The organism is Planktothrix sp. PCC 11201, from assembly GCF_900009135.1.
Classification (GTDB): Bacteria; Cyanobacteriota; Cyanobacteriia; order Cyanobacteriales; family Microcoleaceae; genus Planktothrix.
On record NZ_LT797700.1, the window covers coordinates 78819 to 97149 of the forward strand.

13 protein-coding genes and 1 pseudogene are annotated in these 18331 nt (G+C 39.7%); 8 read left to right on the top strand and 6 right to left on the bottom strand.

Going from position 1 to position 18331, the window contains the following annotated elements:
• Positions 1 to 102: 102 nt before the first annotated feature.
• The 3 genes and pseudogenes from PL11201_RS09835 to ctpB form a co-directional block, all read right to left on the bottom strand.
• Positions 103 to 2934, bottom strand: a complete 2832-nt coding sequence (locus tag PL11201_RS09835) for a tetratricopeptide repeat protein (RefSeq protein ID WP_079678414.1) — start codon at positions 2932 to 2934, stop codon at positions 103 to 105.
• A gap of 183 nt (positions 2935 to 3117) precedes the next feature.
• Positions 3118 to 3219, bottom strand: a pseudogene (locus PL11201_RS27040) (type II toxin-antitoxin system VapC family toxin); the annotation flags it as partial.
• A gap of 42 nt (positions 3220 to 3261) precedes the next feature.
• Positions 3262 to 4560, bottom strand: a complete 1299-nt coding sequence (gene ctpB, locus PL11201_RS09845; protein WP_079678415.1) for a carboxyl-terminal processing protease CtpB — start codon at positions 4558 to 4560, stop codon at positions 3262 to 3264.
• Positions 4561 to 5043: 483 nt separating this feature from the next.
• On the opposite strand from ctpB, the gene PL11201_RS09855 reads away from it, so the two are divergent.
• The gene (locus PL11201_RS09855) at positions 5044 to 5889 is read left to right on the top strand and encodes a hypothetical protein (protein WP_234996658.1); all 846 of its coding nucleotides are present in this window, start codon (positions 5044 to 5046) and stop codon (positions 5887 to 5889) included.
• Between the two features lie 133 nt (positions 5890 to 6022).
• Here the strand turns inward: PL11201_RS09855 and PL11201_RS09860 are convergent, their stop codons facing one another.
• A complete protein-coding gene (locus tag PL11201_RS09860; protein ID WP_234996659.1) occupies positions 6023 to 7768 on the bottom strand; it encodes a serine/threonine-protein kinase in 1746 nt (581 codons plus the stop codon).
• Positions 7769 to 8320: 552 nt separating this feature from the next.
• On the opposite strand from PL11201_RS09860, the gene PL11201_RS09865 reads away from it, so the two are divergent.
• The 7 genes from PL11201_RS09865 to PL11201_RS09895 all read left to right on the top strand — a co-directional run bounded on the left by PL11201_RS09865 (position 8321) and on the right by PL11201_RS09895 (position 15109).
• On the top strand, positions 8321 to 9751 hold the full coding sequence (locus tag PL11201_RS09865; protein WP_079678419.1) for a form I ribulose bisphosphate carboxylase large subunit: 1431 nt from the start codon (positions 8321 to 8323) through the stop codon (positions 9749 to 9751).
• A 121-nt stretch (positions 9752 to 9872) separates the two neighbouring features.
• The gene (locus tag PL11201_RS09870; protein ID WP_079678420.1) at positions 9873 to 10277 is read left to right on the top strand and encodes a RuBisCO chaperone RbcX; all 405 of its coding nucleotides are present in this window, start codon (positions 9873 to 9875) and stop codon (positions 10275 to 10277) included.
• A 66-nt stretch (positions 10278 to 10343) separates the two neighbouring features.
• A complete protein-coding gene (locus PL11201_RS09875) occupies positions 10344 to 10679 on the top strand; it encodes a ribulose bisphosphate carboxylase small subunit (protein WP_026786015.1) in 336 nt (111 codons plus the stop codon).
• Between the two features lie 165 nt (positions 10680 to 10844).
• On the top strand, positions 10845 to 12467 hold the full coding sequence (locus PL11201_RS09880) for a glycosyltransferase family 39 protein (RefSeq protein ID WP_079678421.1): 1623 nt from the start codon (positions 10845 to 10847) through the stop codon (positions 12465 to 12467).
• Positions 12468 to 12552: 85 nt separating this feature from the next.
• The gene (locus PL11201_RS09885; RefSeq protein ID WP_079678422.1) at positions 12553 to 14136 is read left to right on the top strand and encodes a peptide ligase PGM1-related protein; all 1584 of its coding nucleotides are present in this window, start codon (positions 12553 to 12555) and stop codon (positions 14134 to 14136) included.
• Between the two features lie 167 nt (positions 14137 to 14303).
• Positions 14304 to 14678: a hypothetical protein gene (locus tag PL11201_RS09890; protein WP_079678423.1), complete on the top strand. Its 375-nt coding sequence runs from the start codon at positions 14304 to 14306 to the stop codon at positions 14676 to 14678.
• Positions 14675 to 15109 carry a type II toxin-antitoxin system VapC family toxin gene (locus PL11201_RS09895; protein ID WP_079678424.1) on the top strand — a complete coding sequence of 145 codons (435 nt, stop codon included), beginning with the start codon at positions 14675 to 14677 and terminating at the stop codon, positions 15107 to 15109. Before PL11201_RS09890 ends, PL11201_RS09895 begins: the two co-directional genes overlap by 4 nt.
• A gap of 122 nt (positions 15110 to 15231) precedes the next feature.
• Here PL11201_RS09895 and PL11201_RS09900 read toward each other — a convergent pair whose 3' ends face one another.
• Both PL11201_RS09900 and PL11201_RS09905 read right to left on the bottom strand, forming a co-directional pair.
• Positions 15232 to 16965, bottom strand: a complete 1734-nt coding sequence (locus tag PL11201_RS09900; protein WP_079678425.1) for a helix-hairpin-helix domain-containing protein — start codon at positions 16963 to 16965, stop codon at positions 15232 to 15234.
• A gap of 9 nt (positions 16966 to 16974) precedes the next feature.
• A complete protein-coding gene (locus PL11201_RS09905) occupies positions 16975 to 18318 on the bottom strand; it encodes a PP2C family serine/threonine-protein phosphatase (RefSeq protein ID WP_079678426.1) in 1344 nt (447 codons plus the stop codon).
• Positions 18319 to 18331 lie beyond the last annotated feature (13 nt).

Sequence of the window (18331 nt, forward strand, 5' to 3'; positions counted from 1 at the left end):
CACAAAGGCACGAAGATTTACACCCAGTCTGTCCACATCCTCACTTCTTAGCGTCTCCGTGTCTTTGTGTTTATAATCTTCTATCTAACTTAATATTAATAGTCATTTCAACATTTTTAATAGCCGTTTCAAAGAAACAAGATTCACCCAAATATCTTCTGTCAAGGAATTTTGATACATTAACCCCCGTAGGGGATAGCAAGAAAATCCTTCCCCCGTCAGGCAATAATGTTCCAATTCCAGATACTGACTAATCACCCAATAATAATGACGATTATAGTGGGCAGACATCCACTCAATTACTTGGGTTCCGGGTTGACAAAACAGAATATTGGTTAAACCGCTACCATGGGCTCCCATAATTACCTTAGCTTGAGCAAACAAAGCCACCTGTTCCGTAAAGGATAGGGTTTCGAGTTGCACGGTCACAAAACCCCAAGGACGAAGGGTTTCAATCACCTCTTTCTCATTTAAAACCCGACGATATCTGGCATTTCCCCGACTAATATAAATCCGTTCGGGATAATTCCTCCCCGGAGTTTGACCATCAGGAAGAAACCAACGGCGTAAAGTATCAATCGCCCAGGGTTGTAACCATCCCATATATCCCGCCCAGGAGGGAACAATTAATTGCTGTGCCTGAATATGGGGAAACTGATCACTTTCGAGGATTTTAAACTCTGGAATTCCTAAGCGAGTTAGGGTTTCCCGTTGAAAGGGCGCTTGGTAACTATTCACCAAAAACCAATCGATTTGATTGAACTTAATCCCACTTTGGCGCAAGAGTTCCAGTCGCGGTAAAATATCCACCATCCAATGAAAATAGACATTCCCCGATAACCCCGACAATACCGCGACCCGACCTTCAATCTGTTGCAGGGGGGGTAATTGTGACTGTTGAAACACTTGATGCTGTTGGGGGTCATAACTGGGACAACAGGGAAGGGGAGCGGGATATTCCCGGGAGACATCGGCTAATAGTTGATTATCGGGTGTAATAATGGCGATCGCTTTGCAAACCAGCCAATAATTCTGTTGGGGAACAATCCAGGCTCGTCCATTGGGAATGACCGCCACAAATAAGGGCGTTGAGGCCGTATTGTTTTTGGACACCAAACCTTTTTCAATCCCATGTCCCAAATTCTGCCACTGAAACGATTTGAACACACCTTTAAGACAGGGTTCACAATCCAACCCCCCGCATTGATTGGGTTTAGAGGGTGTCTGTTTCCAGTTATCCAAGTTTTGGGAACCCAATAATTCTGATAGATCACAATAATGACTATCGCGTAAATTATTATTTGTCAGCCATGTTAGGGTTGAATCACAAACTCCTTGGGGAATATTTGTCCGTTGAATATAGGGCGCATTAGCCCATTCTTGCAGTAGGTTTAAGGTGGAAGGAGAGTTACTAACCCAGGACTGAAACCGACTATCTTGCTGTATCTGCAAAACCTGACTATAGTAATCGGTCGCAGATTCCCAATTGCCTTGTTTTTCCGTAATTATCCCCAATTGTAAATTCACTTCAAGGAACTGACTAGGGGAAAAAACAGACGACCGTTTGAGTAAAATTCGAGCCGTTTGATAAACTGTTAATGCGGCATTTAGTTGTTGGTTTTTCAATAAACAATTGCCCAATTTTAGATAAACTTCTACGGATTGAGGTTGAATTTGTGCTGCTTTTTGGTAGTAGCTCACTGCTTGATCAAACTTTCCGTAAATAGCTAAAGTATTTCCCAGGTGAAGATAGGTTTTATAGAGATGTTTATAGACCGTTTTACCCCCCCTAGCTCCCTCCTGGTCTGGGATAGGGACAGACACTTTCCCCTCCTGTTCATCAGAGTTATCAGTATCTGCCCCCCATTGGTAAGGGGGGAATAGGGGGGTATCATCCTGTTGTAATGCCGTGAGAAAATCAGCACAGGACTTTCGGGCTAAAGATAATTCATCTGATCCCGAAAGCTGCTGCATTCCCTGACAATAACCCTCTACAAATTTAGGTTCAAGGGAGATGACTTTTTTAAAACAACTCAACGCAGCATCCAGTTTTCCTAAATTGAGTAAAGAAGCTCCACAGTCAATATAGGCAAATAGATTATCGGGTTCTAAATCAATAACTTTTTTAAAGTAATAAACAGCATTCTTATGTTGATTTTGTTGCTGGAGAATCTTCCCTAAATTATTATAAACCAGAGGAAAATCTTCTTTGGTTTCTAGGGCCTGACGATAGGATTGAATGGCTTCTTTTATTTTACCTTGGGCTACAAATACTTGACCAATATTATTATAGGTTAAAGAATTTTCACTTTCAGTTTCATTATAAGTTAGACACCTATTCCATGCTGCTAAAGCCCCGTCATAATCATTTGTTGCAAACAATAAACACCCTAAATTATTATAGGCATTTGCTAAATCGGGCTGAAGCTGAATCACTCGTTGATAGAGGGCGATCGCTCGTTTTGTATCTCCCAATTGTCCATAGGCCATGGCTAAGGCAAAATAGGAATGAACATGATTAGGATTTTGTTCTAAGGTTTTTTGATAGCATCGAATTGCTCTGGGAATATCCCCACTCCAGAAATATGCCTGACCCCATTGAAAATATAATTCTGTCCAACTAGGACGCAAATTTAGGGCTTTTTTATAACAGAAAAATGCTGGCTCAAACTCTCCTGTATTCCGTAAAACCTGAGCTAAATAGGCATAGGCTTCTACAAAATCCGGTTGTAATTTAATTGCCTTTTTATAGGCAGAAATTGCTTCTGGAAATAGTCCTTGCACTTCATACCAATCCCCTAAAATTTTATAAGTTTGAGCCTGATCGGGATCTAGTGCTAAAATTTGCGAGATTGTCTGATGAGCTTCTCGCAGATTTCCCACATCTAAGTCAGCGATCGCCGATTGGATTAAGTCTTCAAGGCTTGGATTCACAGTGTTTTGGGCTGCTTGATTGACAAATAGGAGGGGTAGAAAGTTTCAACAACAGTTAGGATTTCATTCTAACATAGAGACTACCATATTCGTTCAACTAGCTTGAGCATCTAAAAGCTAAGTTTATTGGCTATTTTTTATAATTATACTTTTTTTGAATGATTATTATTAAGTCATTTTATTTCATTCCCAATCTTCAAGTTGTAAATTTTTAATTCTTTGGAACTCTTTAGTATTATGAGTGACTAAAATAAAATTGTTGGCTAATGCAATAGCAGCAATATTGAACCAATAATCCCCCGAATGCTGTTCGGGGGATTGTCAGTGTTACTTAGACTCGTTAATGGCTAAGGGTCGATTGCCACCCACCCCCGCCAAAATAGAAACGGCCTTGGCGTAAAAAGGGTCTTGGGCTGTCCCGATTAACTTCGGATCGGTAGCCAATTGTTTTTTCTGATCATCGGAGATATCGACCTTAACATCGGGAGTGACCCCTTTATGGCTAATATCAATACCATTGGGCGTGTAATAATGGGCGATCGTCACCGCCAGCCCGGAACCATCGGAGAGGGAAAACACCGATTGGACTAAAGCCTTGCCAAAGGTTTGAGTTCCCATCACCACACCGCGTTGATTATCCTTCAATGCTCCGGCTAAAATTTCACTCGCACTGGCGGAATTACCATCAACTAACACGACAACAGGTAATTTTGTGATCGAGGTGCGGTTATTGCGAATTTCCTGGGTTTTGCCATTGCGATCAACGGTACTCACAATTGCCCCCGTATCCATCCACATCCGAGCAATATCAATACTGGTACGCAATAATCCCCCGGGATTTCCCCGTAAATCCAGAACAAAAGCCTGAACATTTTCTTTGGTTAAGGCTTGAATTGCGGCTTGCATTTGTTCGGCTGCATGGGAATTAAATTCCCGCAGTTGAATATAACCAATTTTGCGATTTCCTTCGTTATTGACCCGATAGGTGACGGTTTCTAATTCAATTCGGGCGCGAGTCAGAGTCAAATCAAATTCTTTTTGTCCTTCCCGTCCAATGCGCAAATTGACATTGGTGCCAATCGCCCCCCGAATCTTATTGGCCGCTTGTTCAACGGTCATGCCCGTGGTGGAGACTCCATCAATAGAAAGCACCCGATCCCCTGAAAGAATTCCAGCTTTGATAGCAGGAGAATTTTTAATCGGTTCGACAACGGTAATGGCTTTGGTTTTTTCATCCAGGGTCAACTGCATTCCTACCCCGGAAAGTTCCCCCGCCGTTTGATTGGTTAATGCTTCATACTGTTTGGGATCCATGAAGCGAGTATAGGGATCTTGGAGTTTTTCCAGGGCTTTTCGCAGGGCTGTATAGGCTTCTTCCCTGGAAGTATAGTTCTTGCTCAGGAGTTCTTCCCTTTGGGCTTGCCAGTTGACTTGGTTAAACTTGCCATCAACAAATTCCCGAAAAACAATCTGCCAAGCCTCATCCAATACGGCTTTGGGACTATCTTTGAGGGGGGTACTGACGCTACTACTCCAAGCGGGCATGACGAAAGCGGTAACGGCTGCGATCGCCCCTGTAAATAAAGCCTGACGGAGCACAGAAAAGCTTTTAACGTTTTGATTCATTGAGTCTCCCTATATCGCTTGATATCCTTAACTCCTCTTTAGAGTTGGGATGGAAAGCCTAGATTTAATTTTAAAGTGATCTGATTCTGAAATTTGATGGGCAAAAGGAAAAAACGGCTTAAGATTAGCGATCTTTACCATTTTCCCGTGCAATTTTTCCTGATTTGAGGGGGATGGACAAAAACAAGTTATGCCCCACCTCAACTTGACTCGATTGCCAAATATAGAGGGTGCAGAACCGTTGCCAAAAAAAAGCCTCTAGTGATCCTTCATGATAGCGCGGGGATTTTCCTGACTTAATTGTTTTTCTGCTCCGATTATAGCTTGAGGTATAATTAGATGGGTGGGTTTGCCGTTAATGATAGATAAAATCATCACTCCCGACCGATTACACCCCCAATAAAAGTTTAACTTGAGTTTTTCAAATCTGGTTAAAAAATTCGTGATATCATTGCCAGGGCGCAAGGAGTTTTAGCAAAAATTGTGGTTCATCTTTTAGTTAAGTCTGCTTTGCCGAAAGGATTGTCTTTCCTAATGCCGATGGCGATCGCTGGAATCGCCTTAGTCAGTATTATTAGCATACAACTTCATGCTCCGGGTGGGTTAGAGGTTTCTCGGGTGCAAACACCACGACTGGATAAGGAAGCTAGGATCGCAGCCCAACAAGAAAAAGAACGGGAGGCGGCACGGTTAAGATTACTCCAAAAATTACCCACATTGGGTTATGGGAATTTACTGGCGAGTTGGACATTTTTAAACTTTCTGCAATATTTTGGGGATGATTTGGCGCGTGAGCAAACAGATTATGAACTGTTAGATGATTATTTCGAGGTCATAGTTACTCACGATCCCCTTTGGGTAGAAATGTACAATTTTTTATCGACATCGGTTTCTTTTTACCAAGCCCGACCTGATTTAACGGTTAAACTGATAGATAGGGGGTTGAAATCTCTTTCTCCAGAAAAGAACCCTCAATCTTGGTTAGTTTGGAGAGTTAAAGGCGTTGATGAATTATTATTAATTGGTGATACTCAGGCTTCGATTAAATCCCATGAAATGGCAGCAAAATGGGCGGAAGGAACACCGGATCAAATATTTTCCCCTCGTTTACGAGAATTTGCTGAAGCTTTAAGAAAAAATCCCGATAATAAATTAATCCGCATTCAATCTTGGTTGATGGTTTATAGTGCTACACAAGATAAGCTAGTCAGAAAAAGAGCGATTCAAGAATTAATTAAATTAGGAGTTAAAGTGGAAGTTCAAAAAGATGGGGAATTAAAGTATACCATTCCTCCTGAATCTCCAAAACCTGAAGCCAAAAAGAAATAAAATAGTTTTGTAGTTAAACTATATAGTCTAGCTATATATAATCTAGTGAGGAATATTTGATTTCAAAACCCGCGTCGGCGGGTTTCGTCTGTGTAGCGACAGATTTCAATCTGTCGGAATCTGAAAACTATAACTAATTTCTCAACCATCGAAATAGGGGAAGAATGAAATAGTGAGTTATTCCTAAACAGAAAGCTGTTGTGCCACTGAGTAACGCCATAAATCCTAAATTATGCCAAAATTGGGATAGATTAGGGTGTTGAATTTTAGTAGGAAACTGTAACAGTTCTTGAGGCAAAATATTAAATTGATTAAAACCTAAAAATAGAGTAGTAACGGTTAATAAAACAAATATCCCCTGAAATATTTGATCATTGCGTAACCCTAAACCTAAAGTTACTAACCCGGCGGCTATTCCTAAAGGGAGTTGATGAAACAATTCTAATTCCCATCCCTGAAGACCTATATTTCCGAATTGATTGATCAGTTGTCCACTAGCTCCCCCCACAATATAGCCTAACATTCCCATAATCCCAGCTAACCAATAACGGCGACGTTGACCGAAACCTCCCGCATCGGTTAATCCAATTCCAGCGCCTAATCCGGCTAATCCCCAAACTAACACTTCCGCACCTAAAGTTAGGGGAACATTCGGTAAAATCTGGGGTAATTCTTGGGCTAAAACCACAGTAATTTTTTCTCCTAATCCCGAAAAATAAATTAATATTGATCCAATTACTGTTCCGACAATTGATCCAGTTCCAGCTAAGGCAATTTCCCAACTGGTTTCGACTAAACCCCGCACAGAATGTATGGTTAATTTTCCTAGTCCAAATACCAGTTGAATTAATTTTTTATCCCATTGAATTAAAGTCGTTGTCAGATGATTAAGGAACTGTTGATGGGAAGACATCATCCGTCGAGGATGTTTTTTCTGTCGAATAATTCTAAAAATATCTGTTTGAATTTCTTTGGCGGTTTGGGGACGTTGACGGGGATCGAGTTGCACCATTCGCTCTAATAAATTAGCAAATCCGGCACTAACCAGGGCTTTTTCTCGCCAACGCAATTCTCCTGTGTAAGCATCATCTAAGTCCCCGGGAAATTGACCCGTTAATAAATGAATACAGGTGCGCCCCAAGGCATAAAAATCCGTTGCTGGCCCGACCACCGCCCCCATCACCTGTTCCGGGGGACTATATCCGGCGGAAATTAGGCGGGTACTACTGCGGGGGCTACTTTCGCGATCGCCATGGGGGACAGAGCCAATTTGTTTAGCCCCTCCAAAGTCAATCATCACCAGTTGGGTGTCCGAAACCTGACCCCCCTTGCCGCCGGATGTCATCCGTAACATCACGTTTGAGGGTTTGATGTCTCGATGAATGATTTGATGGCCATGCAATTCCCTTAATATATCTAAGGCTTGGGATAGCCAACTGATCACCCAGTCTTCGGGACAGCCTTGGGGATATTGCTCTAAAATTTCCTGTAGGGTGGGGCCATTAATTTTTTCCATCACCAAACAGGGGAGATGGCCTTCGGAGCCGTTGCGTTTTTTTAAATAAAAATAGCCATCTGCCTCGACCCTAGGAACTCCTGGATGGCGTAATTGGGCTAAAACCGCCGCTTCGTGTTCAAAGAGTTCTAAGGCTTTCGGGGAGGGTTCCACCAGGACTTTTAAGACTTTTTCGGTTTGGGCTTTGAGATCCCAGACGGTATAAAGGCGGGAAAATCCCCCGGTTCCTAAATTGTGTAAAGGAATATAGCGTTGGTTCAGTTGTAGGGGGGCGCCACAACTCTGACAAAATTTATTCCCCCAAGGTTGATTTGAGGGATGGGAGCATTGGGGATTAATACAATGGATAGTGGGTGAAGTCACAATGGGCGGTGAACAGTCGCGGTATTGGGTTAATAACCATCTTAACGAACAGTTCCACCCATAGCCCAGTTTTATTATGATTGACTTAAATCAATTGCTAATAAATTTACTATAGACTATATACTATCTATAGACCTTGAAACTTAAAATTAGGGATGAAACTGTATACCCATCGAAAGTGGACAAGACCCAATTTCCCTAGCCTAACTTTAAATTTGAAATCCGAAATTACCGATGATGTTCTGCTTGACAATGGACTATGATTATGCAGTCTAAATTTCAGAAAATAGTTAAGTAAAACCACTTATTCTGTTAACCAGAATTTATTTCATAAGACTTAATATAAAAAAGATCGTTTTAGTGATATACACGCGAAAAAACACAGGGGATCTGAGGGAAATATTCCAAAATAAGAAGAAATATAAACAAATGTTATAAAAATATTAAAAAGATTCAACGTTGCAATGACTCGTTTCTTGATACTATTTTAATCAATTGCCAATCCGTGCATAAAATAATCGATTCCTAAACAAAGGGAGCTTTAAGGGAGATATGTCTTACTCTCAAACACAAACCAAGTCCAAATCTGGCTACAAAGCCGGTGTACAGGACTATAAACTGACCTATTACACGCCTGACTATACACCAAAAGATACAGACGTTCTGGCTGCTTTTCGGATGAGTCCTCAACCTGGAGTTCCTCCCGAAGAAGCTGGCGCGGCTGTTGCTGCTGAATCCTCCACTGGAACTTGGACAACGGTGTGGACGGACTTACTGACTGACCTCGACCGCTATAAAGGTCGTTGCTATGAAGTCGAACCCGTTCCCGGTGAAGATAACCAATATATTTGCTACGTCGCCTATCCTCTGGATCTGTTTGAGGAAGGTTCCGTCACCAACTTGCTGACCTCTTTAGTCGGTAACGTGTTTGGTTTTAAAGCCCTGCGGTCATTGCGTTTAGAAGATTTACGCATCCCCATCGCTTACCTGAAAACCTTCCAAGGCCCTCCCCACGGGATTACCGTTGAGCGCGATAAATTAAACAAATACGGTCGCCCTCTCCTCGGTTGTACAATTAAGCCTAAACTCGGTCTGTCTGCCAAAAACTATGGCCGCGCCGTCTATGAGTGCTTACGCGGTGGCTTAGACTTCACCAAAGACGACGAAAACATCAACTCCCAGCCCTTTATGCGCTGGCGCGATCGCTTCCTGTTCGTTCAAGAAGCCATCGAAAAAGCTCAAGCAGAAACAGGGGAAATTAAAGGTCACTACTTAAACGTGACCGCCCCCACCTGCGAAGAAATGATGGAACGGGCTGAATTCGCTAAAGAAATCAAAACCCCGATCATCATGCACGACTACCTTACGGGTGGTTTCACTGCTAATACCACCTTGGCCAAATGGTGTCGTCGTAATGGCATTCTGCTCCACATTCACCGTGCTATGCACGCTGTGATTGACCGTCAGAAAAATCACGGGATTCACTTCCGCGTGTTAGCCAAATGCTTACGGATGTCTGGTGGTGACCACCTGCACTCCGGTACCGTTGTGGGTAAACTGGAAGGGGAAAAAGGCATCACCATGGGCTTTGTTGACCTGATGCGTGAAGATCACGTTGAGGTTGATCGCTCTCGTGGGATCTACTTTACCCAAGATTGGGCTTCTATGCCTGGTGTAATGCCCGTGGCTTCCGGTGGGATTCACGTTTGGCATATGCCCGCCCTGGTGGAAATCTTCGGCGATGACTCTTGCTTACAGTTCGGTGGTGGAACTCTCGGACACCCCTGGGGTAATGCTCCTGGTGCTACCGCTAACCGTGTGGCCCTCGAAGCTTGTGTTCAAGCGCGTAACGAAGGTCGCAACCTCATGCGTGAAGGCGGCGACGTTATCCGTGAAGCTTGCAAATGGTCTCCTGAACTGGCCGTTGCTTGCGAACTCTGGAAAGAAATCAAGTTTGAGTTCGAGTCGATGGATACCGTCTAATTGATTTGAGATTCAGGATTTTGGATTTTGGGTCAGACTTGACAAGTCAGGTCGGTTGTAGTTACAACTCAATCCAAAATCTAAAATCTCAATCCATCATCAAGAGGGTTAGGGTCAGCCTATGGATATCAAACAAGTTGCGAAAGAAACATCGAAGGTGCTGGCAAGTTACCTGACCTATCAGGCTGTAAGAATTATCACGAATCAACTTCGGGAAACAAACCCTGGAAAAGCAATCTGGCTAAGTGAATTTTCCTCAACGGGAAAAATTCAGGACGGGGAGGCCTATCTACAGGAAATGCTCCAAGAAAGTCATGAGATGGCGTTTCGGATTATGACGGTACGGGAACATCTGGTACAGGAAGTTTCTGATTATTTACCGGAAATGGTTCGTGAAAATATTCAAAAAGCTAATATAGATTATCGCCGTCAGTATTTAGAACGAATTACGCAACTGAGTAGTGTTGAATCTAACCCGGAGATCGAATTACAAACGGACTCAGAACCGAACCCCGACTTGCGGTGAGTTTCAAGGATGATGACCACTGCGATCGCCTATTAACCTTTAGTGGATTTAACTTTAGAAACAACAATGCGGACATTACCAAAAGAACGTCGTTTTGAAACGTTATCCTATCTTCCTCCCTTGACTGATGCTCAAATCGTCAAGCAAGTCCAATATATTCTGGATCAAGGATATATCCCGGGTGTGGAATTTAGTGAATCTTCCGAACCCACCCAACATTATTGGACGCTGTGGAAACTGCCTTTATTCAATGCTACTACTTCTCAAGAAGTTTTGAATGAAGTTCAAGCTTGCCGCCAAGAAAATTCTAAATCCTATATCCGTGTGATGGGTTTTGATAACGTGAAGCAGTGCCAAGTGTTAAGCTTCATCGTCCACAAACCCAGTAGCTCTTTATACTAAGTAGGGTTTGAGATTGAATGAGTTAGGGCGACATGAATCATCCCCTAACTCGCTAATTTCTTAAAACTATTTTAGAACTTGAGCCAAATTTGAGCAGGGAATCTCCCTGCTTTTTTTAGTCGTAAGCTTTAAGATTAAATTTTATACTTAACTTAAACGGATGTTATGCCCCGTCTCTGGAACTTTTTCAAAGGAATTCGCCCTCAAATTCTGAGGTTATTTTTAATTGTTGTTATTGTTATTGGTATTGCCTTTCGGTTTGTAGCTTTAGATGGAAAAATCTATTGGCATGATGAGGTTTATACTACCTTGCGAGCTGCTGGATATACGGGTCAAGAATTTACTCAGGAATTCTATCAGAATCGCATTGTTTCCCCCGTTGACCTCCTCAAATATCAACAACTGAAACCTAATAGTACCCCCCTAGATACCCTCAATTCTCTAGCCACAGAAGATCCTCAACATTCTCCGTTTTATTTTTTATTAGCACGGGTCTGGATGTTTTTGTTTGGGGGTTCTATTTTTGCTTCTCGGTTTTTACCTGCTTTAATTAGTTTAATTTCCCTGCCATTTATGTATTTATTGGCTTGGGAATTATTTCAATCTTCCCAAACCGCTTTACTGGCTACAGCTTTTTTAGCCCTATCTCCCTTTGATATTTTATTTGCTCAAACTGCCCGACAATATAGTTTACTTACCTTAATGGTAATTGCTGCTGGTTATGCCTTACTAAAAGCGATTCGTTGGCGTCATCCTTTATTTTGGGCAGGTTATAGTTTAGCCTGTATTTTTGGACTCTATACCCATATTTTATTCGGGTTAACAATGATGGGGCATGGGGCTTATATTCTGTTATTGAGTATGGAGTCTTCACAATCTTTTAGAAAACGAAAACGCTTTACTTTTTCTCCGTTATTATTGGAATTTTTAGGGGCTGTTGCGATCACAATTTTAGCTTTTAGTCCTTGGCTAATTATTTTAATCAATAATTTACAACGGGCGATGGATGTTACCAATTGGTCAAGCAATTCCATCAGTTTACTAAATTTAAGCAAGTTTTGGATTTTGAGTTTTACTTCTGTATTTGTTGATATAAATTTCGATTTTAATAGTATTCAGATGTATTTACTCAGACTTCCTTTTGTGATATTAATTCTGGCGGCATTATTTCAAATTAGCCAACAAACTAATCGACAAACTCGCCTATTTATTTGGACATCTATTTTAGTTCCCTTTTTAATATTAGCCCTACCCGATGTGCTTTTGGGAGGAGGACGTTCTGCGGTAACATGCTTTCTAATTCCCTGTTTTCCCGCCCTTCAATTAGCCGTTGCTTATTTGTTTTCTACCCATATTAAAAGTAATAAAAATTCCTTGATTGATGGAGAAAAAGTTTGGCGAGGACTACTAGCAATAGTTTTTACATTTAGCTTAATTTCTATTAGTATGAGTGCGAATGCTCAAAGCTGGTGGCATCAAGTTCCCAGTTTTGAAAATCCTCAAATTGCCCAAGAATTAAATAAAAATAAATCCGCCACTCTCATCGTCGATCACGGGAGTTATTATACAAATTTAGGGAATATTATTTCTCTGAGTTATGAATTAAACCCTGATATTAAACTACTGATGGTTAATTCCGAACCCAATCTATTATTACTCCCCCTAGGGCCAAAGGTTTTTGTTCTTAACCCCTCTGAGGAATTACGCCAAACCATTAAAAATGAAAACTATCAATTAGAAAAAGTAGAAAAAGTTGATCAAAAATCACGACTCTGGGAACTCAAGTAACAAAATCTTGCAATTCTTATCGAAACTGCTATGGGGTTAATCCCCTGAACTAATATAGAGATATCGGGTTCAATAGGTTAGAGTTATGGTTGTAGTGCATCACTCCCAGGAAAACACAATTCAACGGTTTCGAGAACTGCAAACTCAACTTCGGCAACGCTTTCAAAGTTTAAGCGATCAGGAATTAGAGGATCAGGATGTCGTTGTAATTCCGTCATTGAGTTTAGATAGCCACCAATTAGAAAAAATTCCGGGTTCCCATCAGTATGAAGAACGATTACTCTTTTCTTTAATTCGATTACGCAATCCTAGAATGCGGTTAATTTATGTGTCTTCCCAACCCATTCACCCCACCGTAATTGATTATTATTTACACCTAATGCCCGGAATTCCTATTAGTCATATTCGGGATCGTTTATTGTTATTTTCAACCTATGATACTTCTCCCAAACCCTTAACCCAAAAAATTTTAGAACGTCCCCGTTTAATTTCTCGAATTCATCAAGTTTTAAGACCCAATCAATCCTATATGATTTGTTTTAATTCCACCCCCCTAGAACGGGAATTATCTGTACAATTAGATATCCCATTATTTGGGGTTGATCCTGACTTAAATTATTGGGGAACTAAAAGTGGCAGTCGGCAAATCTTTGCCGAAGCAGGTATTCCCCATCCCGACGGTAGTGGTTTAGTTTTTAATACGGAAGATTTAACTAAAGTAACCTTAGAGTTATGGAGTCGTCAACCGAACTTAAACCGAATTGTGGTTAAACTAAATCAGGGATTTTCTGGAGAAGGAAATGCCCTATTAGATTTAAGACCTCTGCAAGATTTAAACCTTGATGAAAGAGAGAAAATTCTCAAAAATTACTGGAATAAATTAAGTTTTCAAGCCCCGAATGAAACCTGGGAAACTTTTCGCGATCGCATTTCTCAATTAGGGGCAATTGTAGAGGTTTTTATTGAAGGAGAAATCAAAGAATCTCCTAGTGTTCAGTGTGAAATTACTCCCAATGGCAAGACTCAAATTATCTCCACCCATGATCAAATTTTAGGGGGCCCCGATGGTCAAATTTTCCAAGGTTGTCGATTTCCAGCCCAAGCCGCCTATCGATTAAAATTGCAAGAAATGGGAGAAAAAATTGGTCAAAATTTAGCCAATAAAGGGGCATTAGAACGGTTTGGTGTAGATTTTATTGCGGTCTACAAACCGGACAGTTTAGATTGGGATTTACAGGCGATAGAAATTAACCTCCGTCGAGGGGGCACCACCCATCCATTTATGACTTTAAAGTTATTAACCAATGGATATTATGATTTACAAACCGGGTTATTTTATAGTCGAAAATCTCAACCTAAATTTTATATTGCTTCGGATAATTTGCAACATAACAAGTATCAGGGATTATTACCTAATGATTTAATGGATATTATTGTTAATCATCAATTGCATTTTGATAGTAGTACGGAAACGGGAACAGTTTTTCACTTAATGGGGTGTTTATCTCGTTATGGAAAGTTAGGATTAACTTGTATTGGTGATTCTCCTGAACAGGCGCAAGACATTTATGATCGAGTGGTAGATGTTCTCAATCAAGAAACGGAAATTCAACCCTTTAAAAGTTGGGAAAACTATTGTTTATCCACAGCTATCCCCCTAGTTTTTTGATGCTTAATTGTTGTGAGCGATCGCCTATTCTTAAGTTACGAACTAAAGAATGCAATCTCAACGCTAATTTCCCACCAAAAAGCCCAGTTCCTCCGGTGAATCATACATTTTTTATAACTTCAAATAGTGTATAATAAAACTGAATTAGATTATAAAAGGATAGTTCTATGACTGCCAACTTAATTCAATCGTCATCTCCATCTATTGCCAAATTGACTTATCCGGTGTTAATTCAAAAACAAAATCAAGAATATATAGTAACAGTATTAGGTTTAGATTGTAAAGCTAAGGGTGCAAGTCGAGAAGCAGCACTAGAACAATTATTAGAACAAGTTAATGCTATTCTGAAACAAGGTGAAATTGTGCAACTGGAAATTCCTCTACCCAAACCAGAACATCCTTGGATGAAGTTTGCAGGAATGTATAAAGATAACCCGCTTTTTGATGAAGTACAAGATTATATAAAAGCTGATCGGAAGCAACTTGATGCTGAAATGGAAGAATATTATTGTCAACTTGAAGCAAAGGAGGAAGTAAAGTGAGTTTGTGGGTACTAGATACAGATCATATTACACTTTTTGAAAATCAGCATCCTGTAGTTATACAGCGTGTTATGGAAACTGATCCTGATGAGATTACTGTTACTATTATTACAGTAGAAGAACAAATGAAAGGATGGTTAAATGCGATCCAGCAATCTTCTCAATCTAATCGATTAATTTGGGGATATAAAGGTTTACAAGATGGATTAAAGTTCTTTCAAACAATTCAAGTATTAGATTTTGATCAGGATGCTTACAATTGCTACATAGACTTAGTACGTCAAAAAGTTAGAATTGGGACAAGAGATTTACGCATTGCTGCAACTGTAATTTCTAAAAATGGAATTTTAGTAACACGAAATCGACAGGATTTTGAACGAGTTCCTGGGTTAAGCTTTGAAGATTGGAGTATTGAAAATATGGGTGTTTAAACGGTGCGACCAATTGACTAATTTTTAATTCCGTTATTAATTAATAAACACACTCTAATTAGGCTGCATTTCTAATAATTTTAGGTTAATAATGGGATAACAATTCCTTGATCACTTGTTATTTAAGTATTATCACAATAGTCTTTTTGCACAACATCACTAATACTGTCCATTAACCACTGATTGCTATTTGCATCATAAATTAGTTTAAAAATCGCACTTTCACAGGCAGTTTCCCCATTTTTCATATCATATTTTAACCAGACTTTAATCGTTGCATTGGTATTACTTGTGGCAAAAGTTCTAAAAGTGTAAACTTCCACCTTACTCACCAAGTCCCACCAAGGATTGTTGATTTTTTCGGTGGCTTCTTTGCGCCAAGGAACACTCAGTAACTCAATAGCAGCTTGTTTATTAGTTGTTGCTAATTGATAATATTGAATAATAGTGTTTTCGGGGTTAGAGTTTTGAGATTGTGTTGCTAAGGGTTGTGATGGCGTTTTTTTGACGTGAGATGACCAACTGGCATAAACAGCAATACTTAATATACATAATCCTACACCAACAATCCATTGTTGAGCAGGTGCAGATTTAAACCTAGCTATTGTTAATTGTAGCCATTGAATGAAAAGATCGGTAGGTTTAGTCGGGATAGGTGTCGTTTTTGGTGGTGGCGTAGGAATTATCGGTTGTGTTGGTCTAGGAATATTAAGATTAGTTAGTGGTGTCGGAATTATAGGTTGTGGTGGCTTGGGAATATTAGGACTAAGATTATTTTTTAGAATAGTAGGTAATGGTGAACTCAAACTGCTAGGACTCGGTTTAGATGATCCACTAGGATTAGCAAATATATCAACACCTATCAGTTTTGCACGTTCACACCAGTAACACTTTTTATAACTTTTAGCATAATAATGTTGTTGTCCTGCAACAGAACATACTTGTAAATCTTTGATTGCTAATTCTAAAGTTTTTTGCCATTCACCCGCAGTAGGTCGAGCATGAGGATTTCGATGTCCGTCATCAAAACAACGACGAAATAAAGTTTGTAGTTGGGGATGTATGATATGAAATGGCATCATTCTCTTAACAGGACTAAGATTAGAATTTGCACCATAGACCCAGTGTCCTTGAGAGATTTTTTCTGCCATAGTTGGCTCACCTCTACCATTCCATTTTCCGCAAAATGGGTGATCGTTAAAAAGTAACTGCCAAATTAAAATAGCTAACCCAAAGCGATCTTGGGCTTCATACCTATCAATTTTATGGGGATCTTTTCCAGACATTTCTGGTGGTCTATATTCATCAACACCAACAGTACAACGATAAACTTTATGTGTTCGAGGATCAGTTACTTGAAAGGAATCCGTATCAATAATAGAAACATAAGTATTAGATTTAACTAGAATATTTCTGCTATTAATATCTCCAATGACATAATTTTTTTGATGGATACATTGCATAACAGAGGCAATATTCATCGCTGCTGTATGTAAGTAAATCCAATTAAAACCAGGAGCCTTTTGTTTACGAGCTTTGGGATGATGTATGATAGAAAATTCTAAAGTATTAGCAATATAAGGAAGCAAAAAACCTTTAGGTGTCCCGCTATTATCTCGTAGAAGACATTTAGGCCAAACAATGGAAACGTGACCTTTATTTACAGTTGGATCATCGGGAGGATTATTGATCATTAACCGTAATTTTGGCCAAGTATCAGCAATCATTGGCTTAGTATATATTTTAGCGACTAAACCCGATTTGCTAGTTGTCCAAATCTCCGCTTCACCACCTTTAGCAATTTCTTGGATTAAATTAATCCATTCTCCAGTTGTTTCACATTTGTAACTGCTCATAGTAATTACCTATTTTTTTTGGTTTACAAAAAGGTCAAAGATGAAAATGAGTATTAAGCTATATATAAAGTAAAATAATATTACGAAAAATTGATTAGGAATATTTTTAATGAAGGCAGAAATCAACGTCATCACAATAGCACCAACAGCTATAGCCAATACTTTTTTTATCCAAAATGGTAATAAAACCAGACTAACTTCTCCACTCCAATAAGTTTGAGATGCTGAAACATTTTGATTAAAAACTTTTACTTTTTTTTTAACGCGGATTGACTTAATATCATTAATATTTAAGAGTATTAATAATATCAATGAATATCCCTTATTTAAAGGACGTTGAGATATTAGATAGATTCCCAAAGTTTGTTCTTTAATTTCGGATATAATCTTAAGATTAGGATCTAGACATCTTATTAATTTATAAATCCTTTGTTCAACTTGATCGAGTGCTTGATCCCTATCATCGGTAGCTTCTTGAGATTGATTAGGTGATTTATGGTGTGGTGATGGAGATGATGAAGGAGCAGATTTCTGGACAGGTTTACTAATATTAGAAGACTGAGTTTTTACTGAATTACTTCTATTTTCTTCCTGTTGAATACACAACAAAACAGTTTTATCATCGTCGGTTTTTTGGTTGACTCGCTCAGAATTTAAAAAATCTCTCAGTATATTTTGCTTCTCCGTTTGAGTTATATTCGGGCGCATAATTTGTCTTTCTAAAGGCTCAAAAAACTTGTGATAAGCTATCCAATTTTGAGATTTTAATAATGAAATACGTTCTATCCCATCAGTAGCAGAACAAATAAAATCAACGGCTTTTGGAATGACTGTTACTTGCATTTCTTGACTTGCTATAGAGGAAGTTATAGGTACAGTTTCATTGGTGAATTCTCCCTTGTTAGGTCTGAATAATAGTTTGTAAGTTGCCTCCTCTTGCGGACGAATCACAATTAGTCCATCACCAACCTGCATAGCGGCAAGCCAGTCTGGGGTAGCGACAAAAGCCAATAGGGTACAAGCTAAGTCTCTGACAGCATAGCCTTTATCGTTAGCTTCAGCTTGAATTTCTGTTACTACAGATTTGAGTAACTTTTCAAAAAAAGCTCTAGCTTGATTATCATTTAGGGGGTTATTTAACCAGTTGTTTTGATTCAGCAAACGAATAGCTGTCTGAACTGCTATTTGTGAACCTAACTCCGAGTGAGCCGCGCTTCCCATGCCATCAGAAACAGCACCAATAATCACCTGTTTATTTGAGATAATTTGATATTCAAAATCATCTTGACAGGGAGTACCATTTTTAATGTGTCCTATGCCTTGTTCTTTCCATCCGACTGCTTGCCACTGCATAAAAAACCTCGTA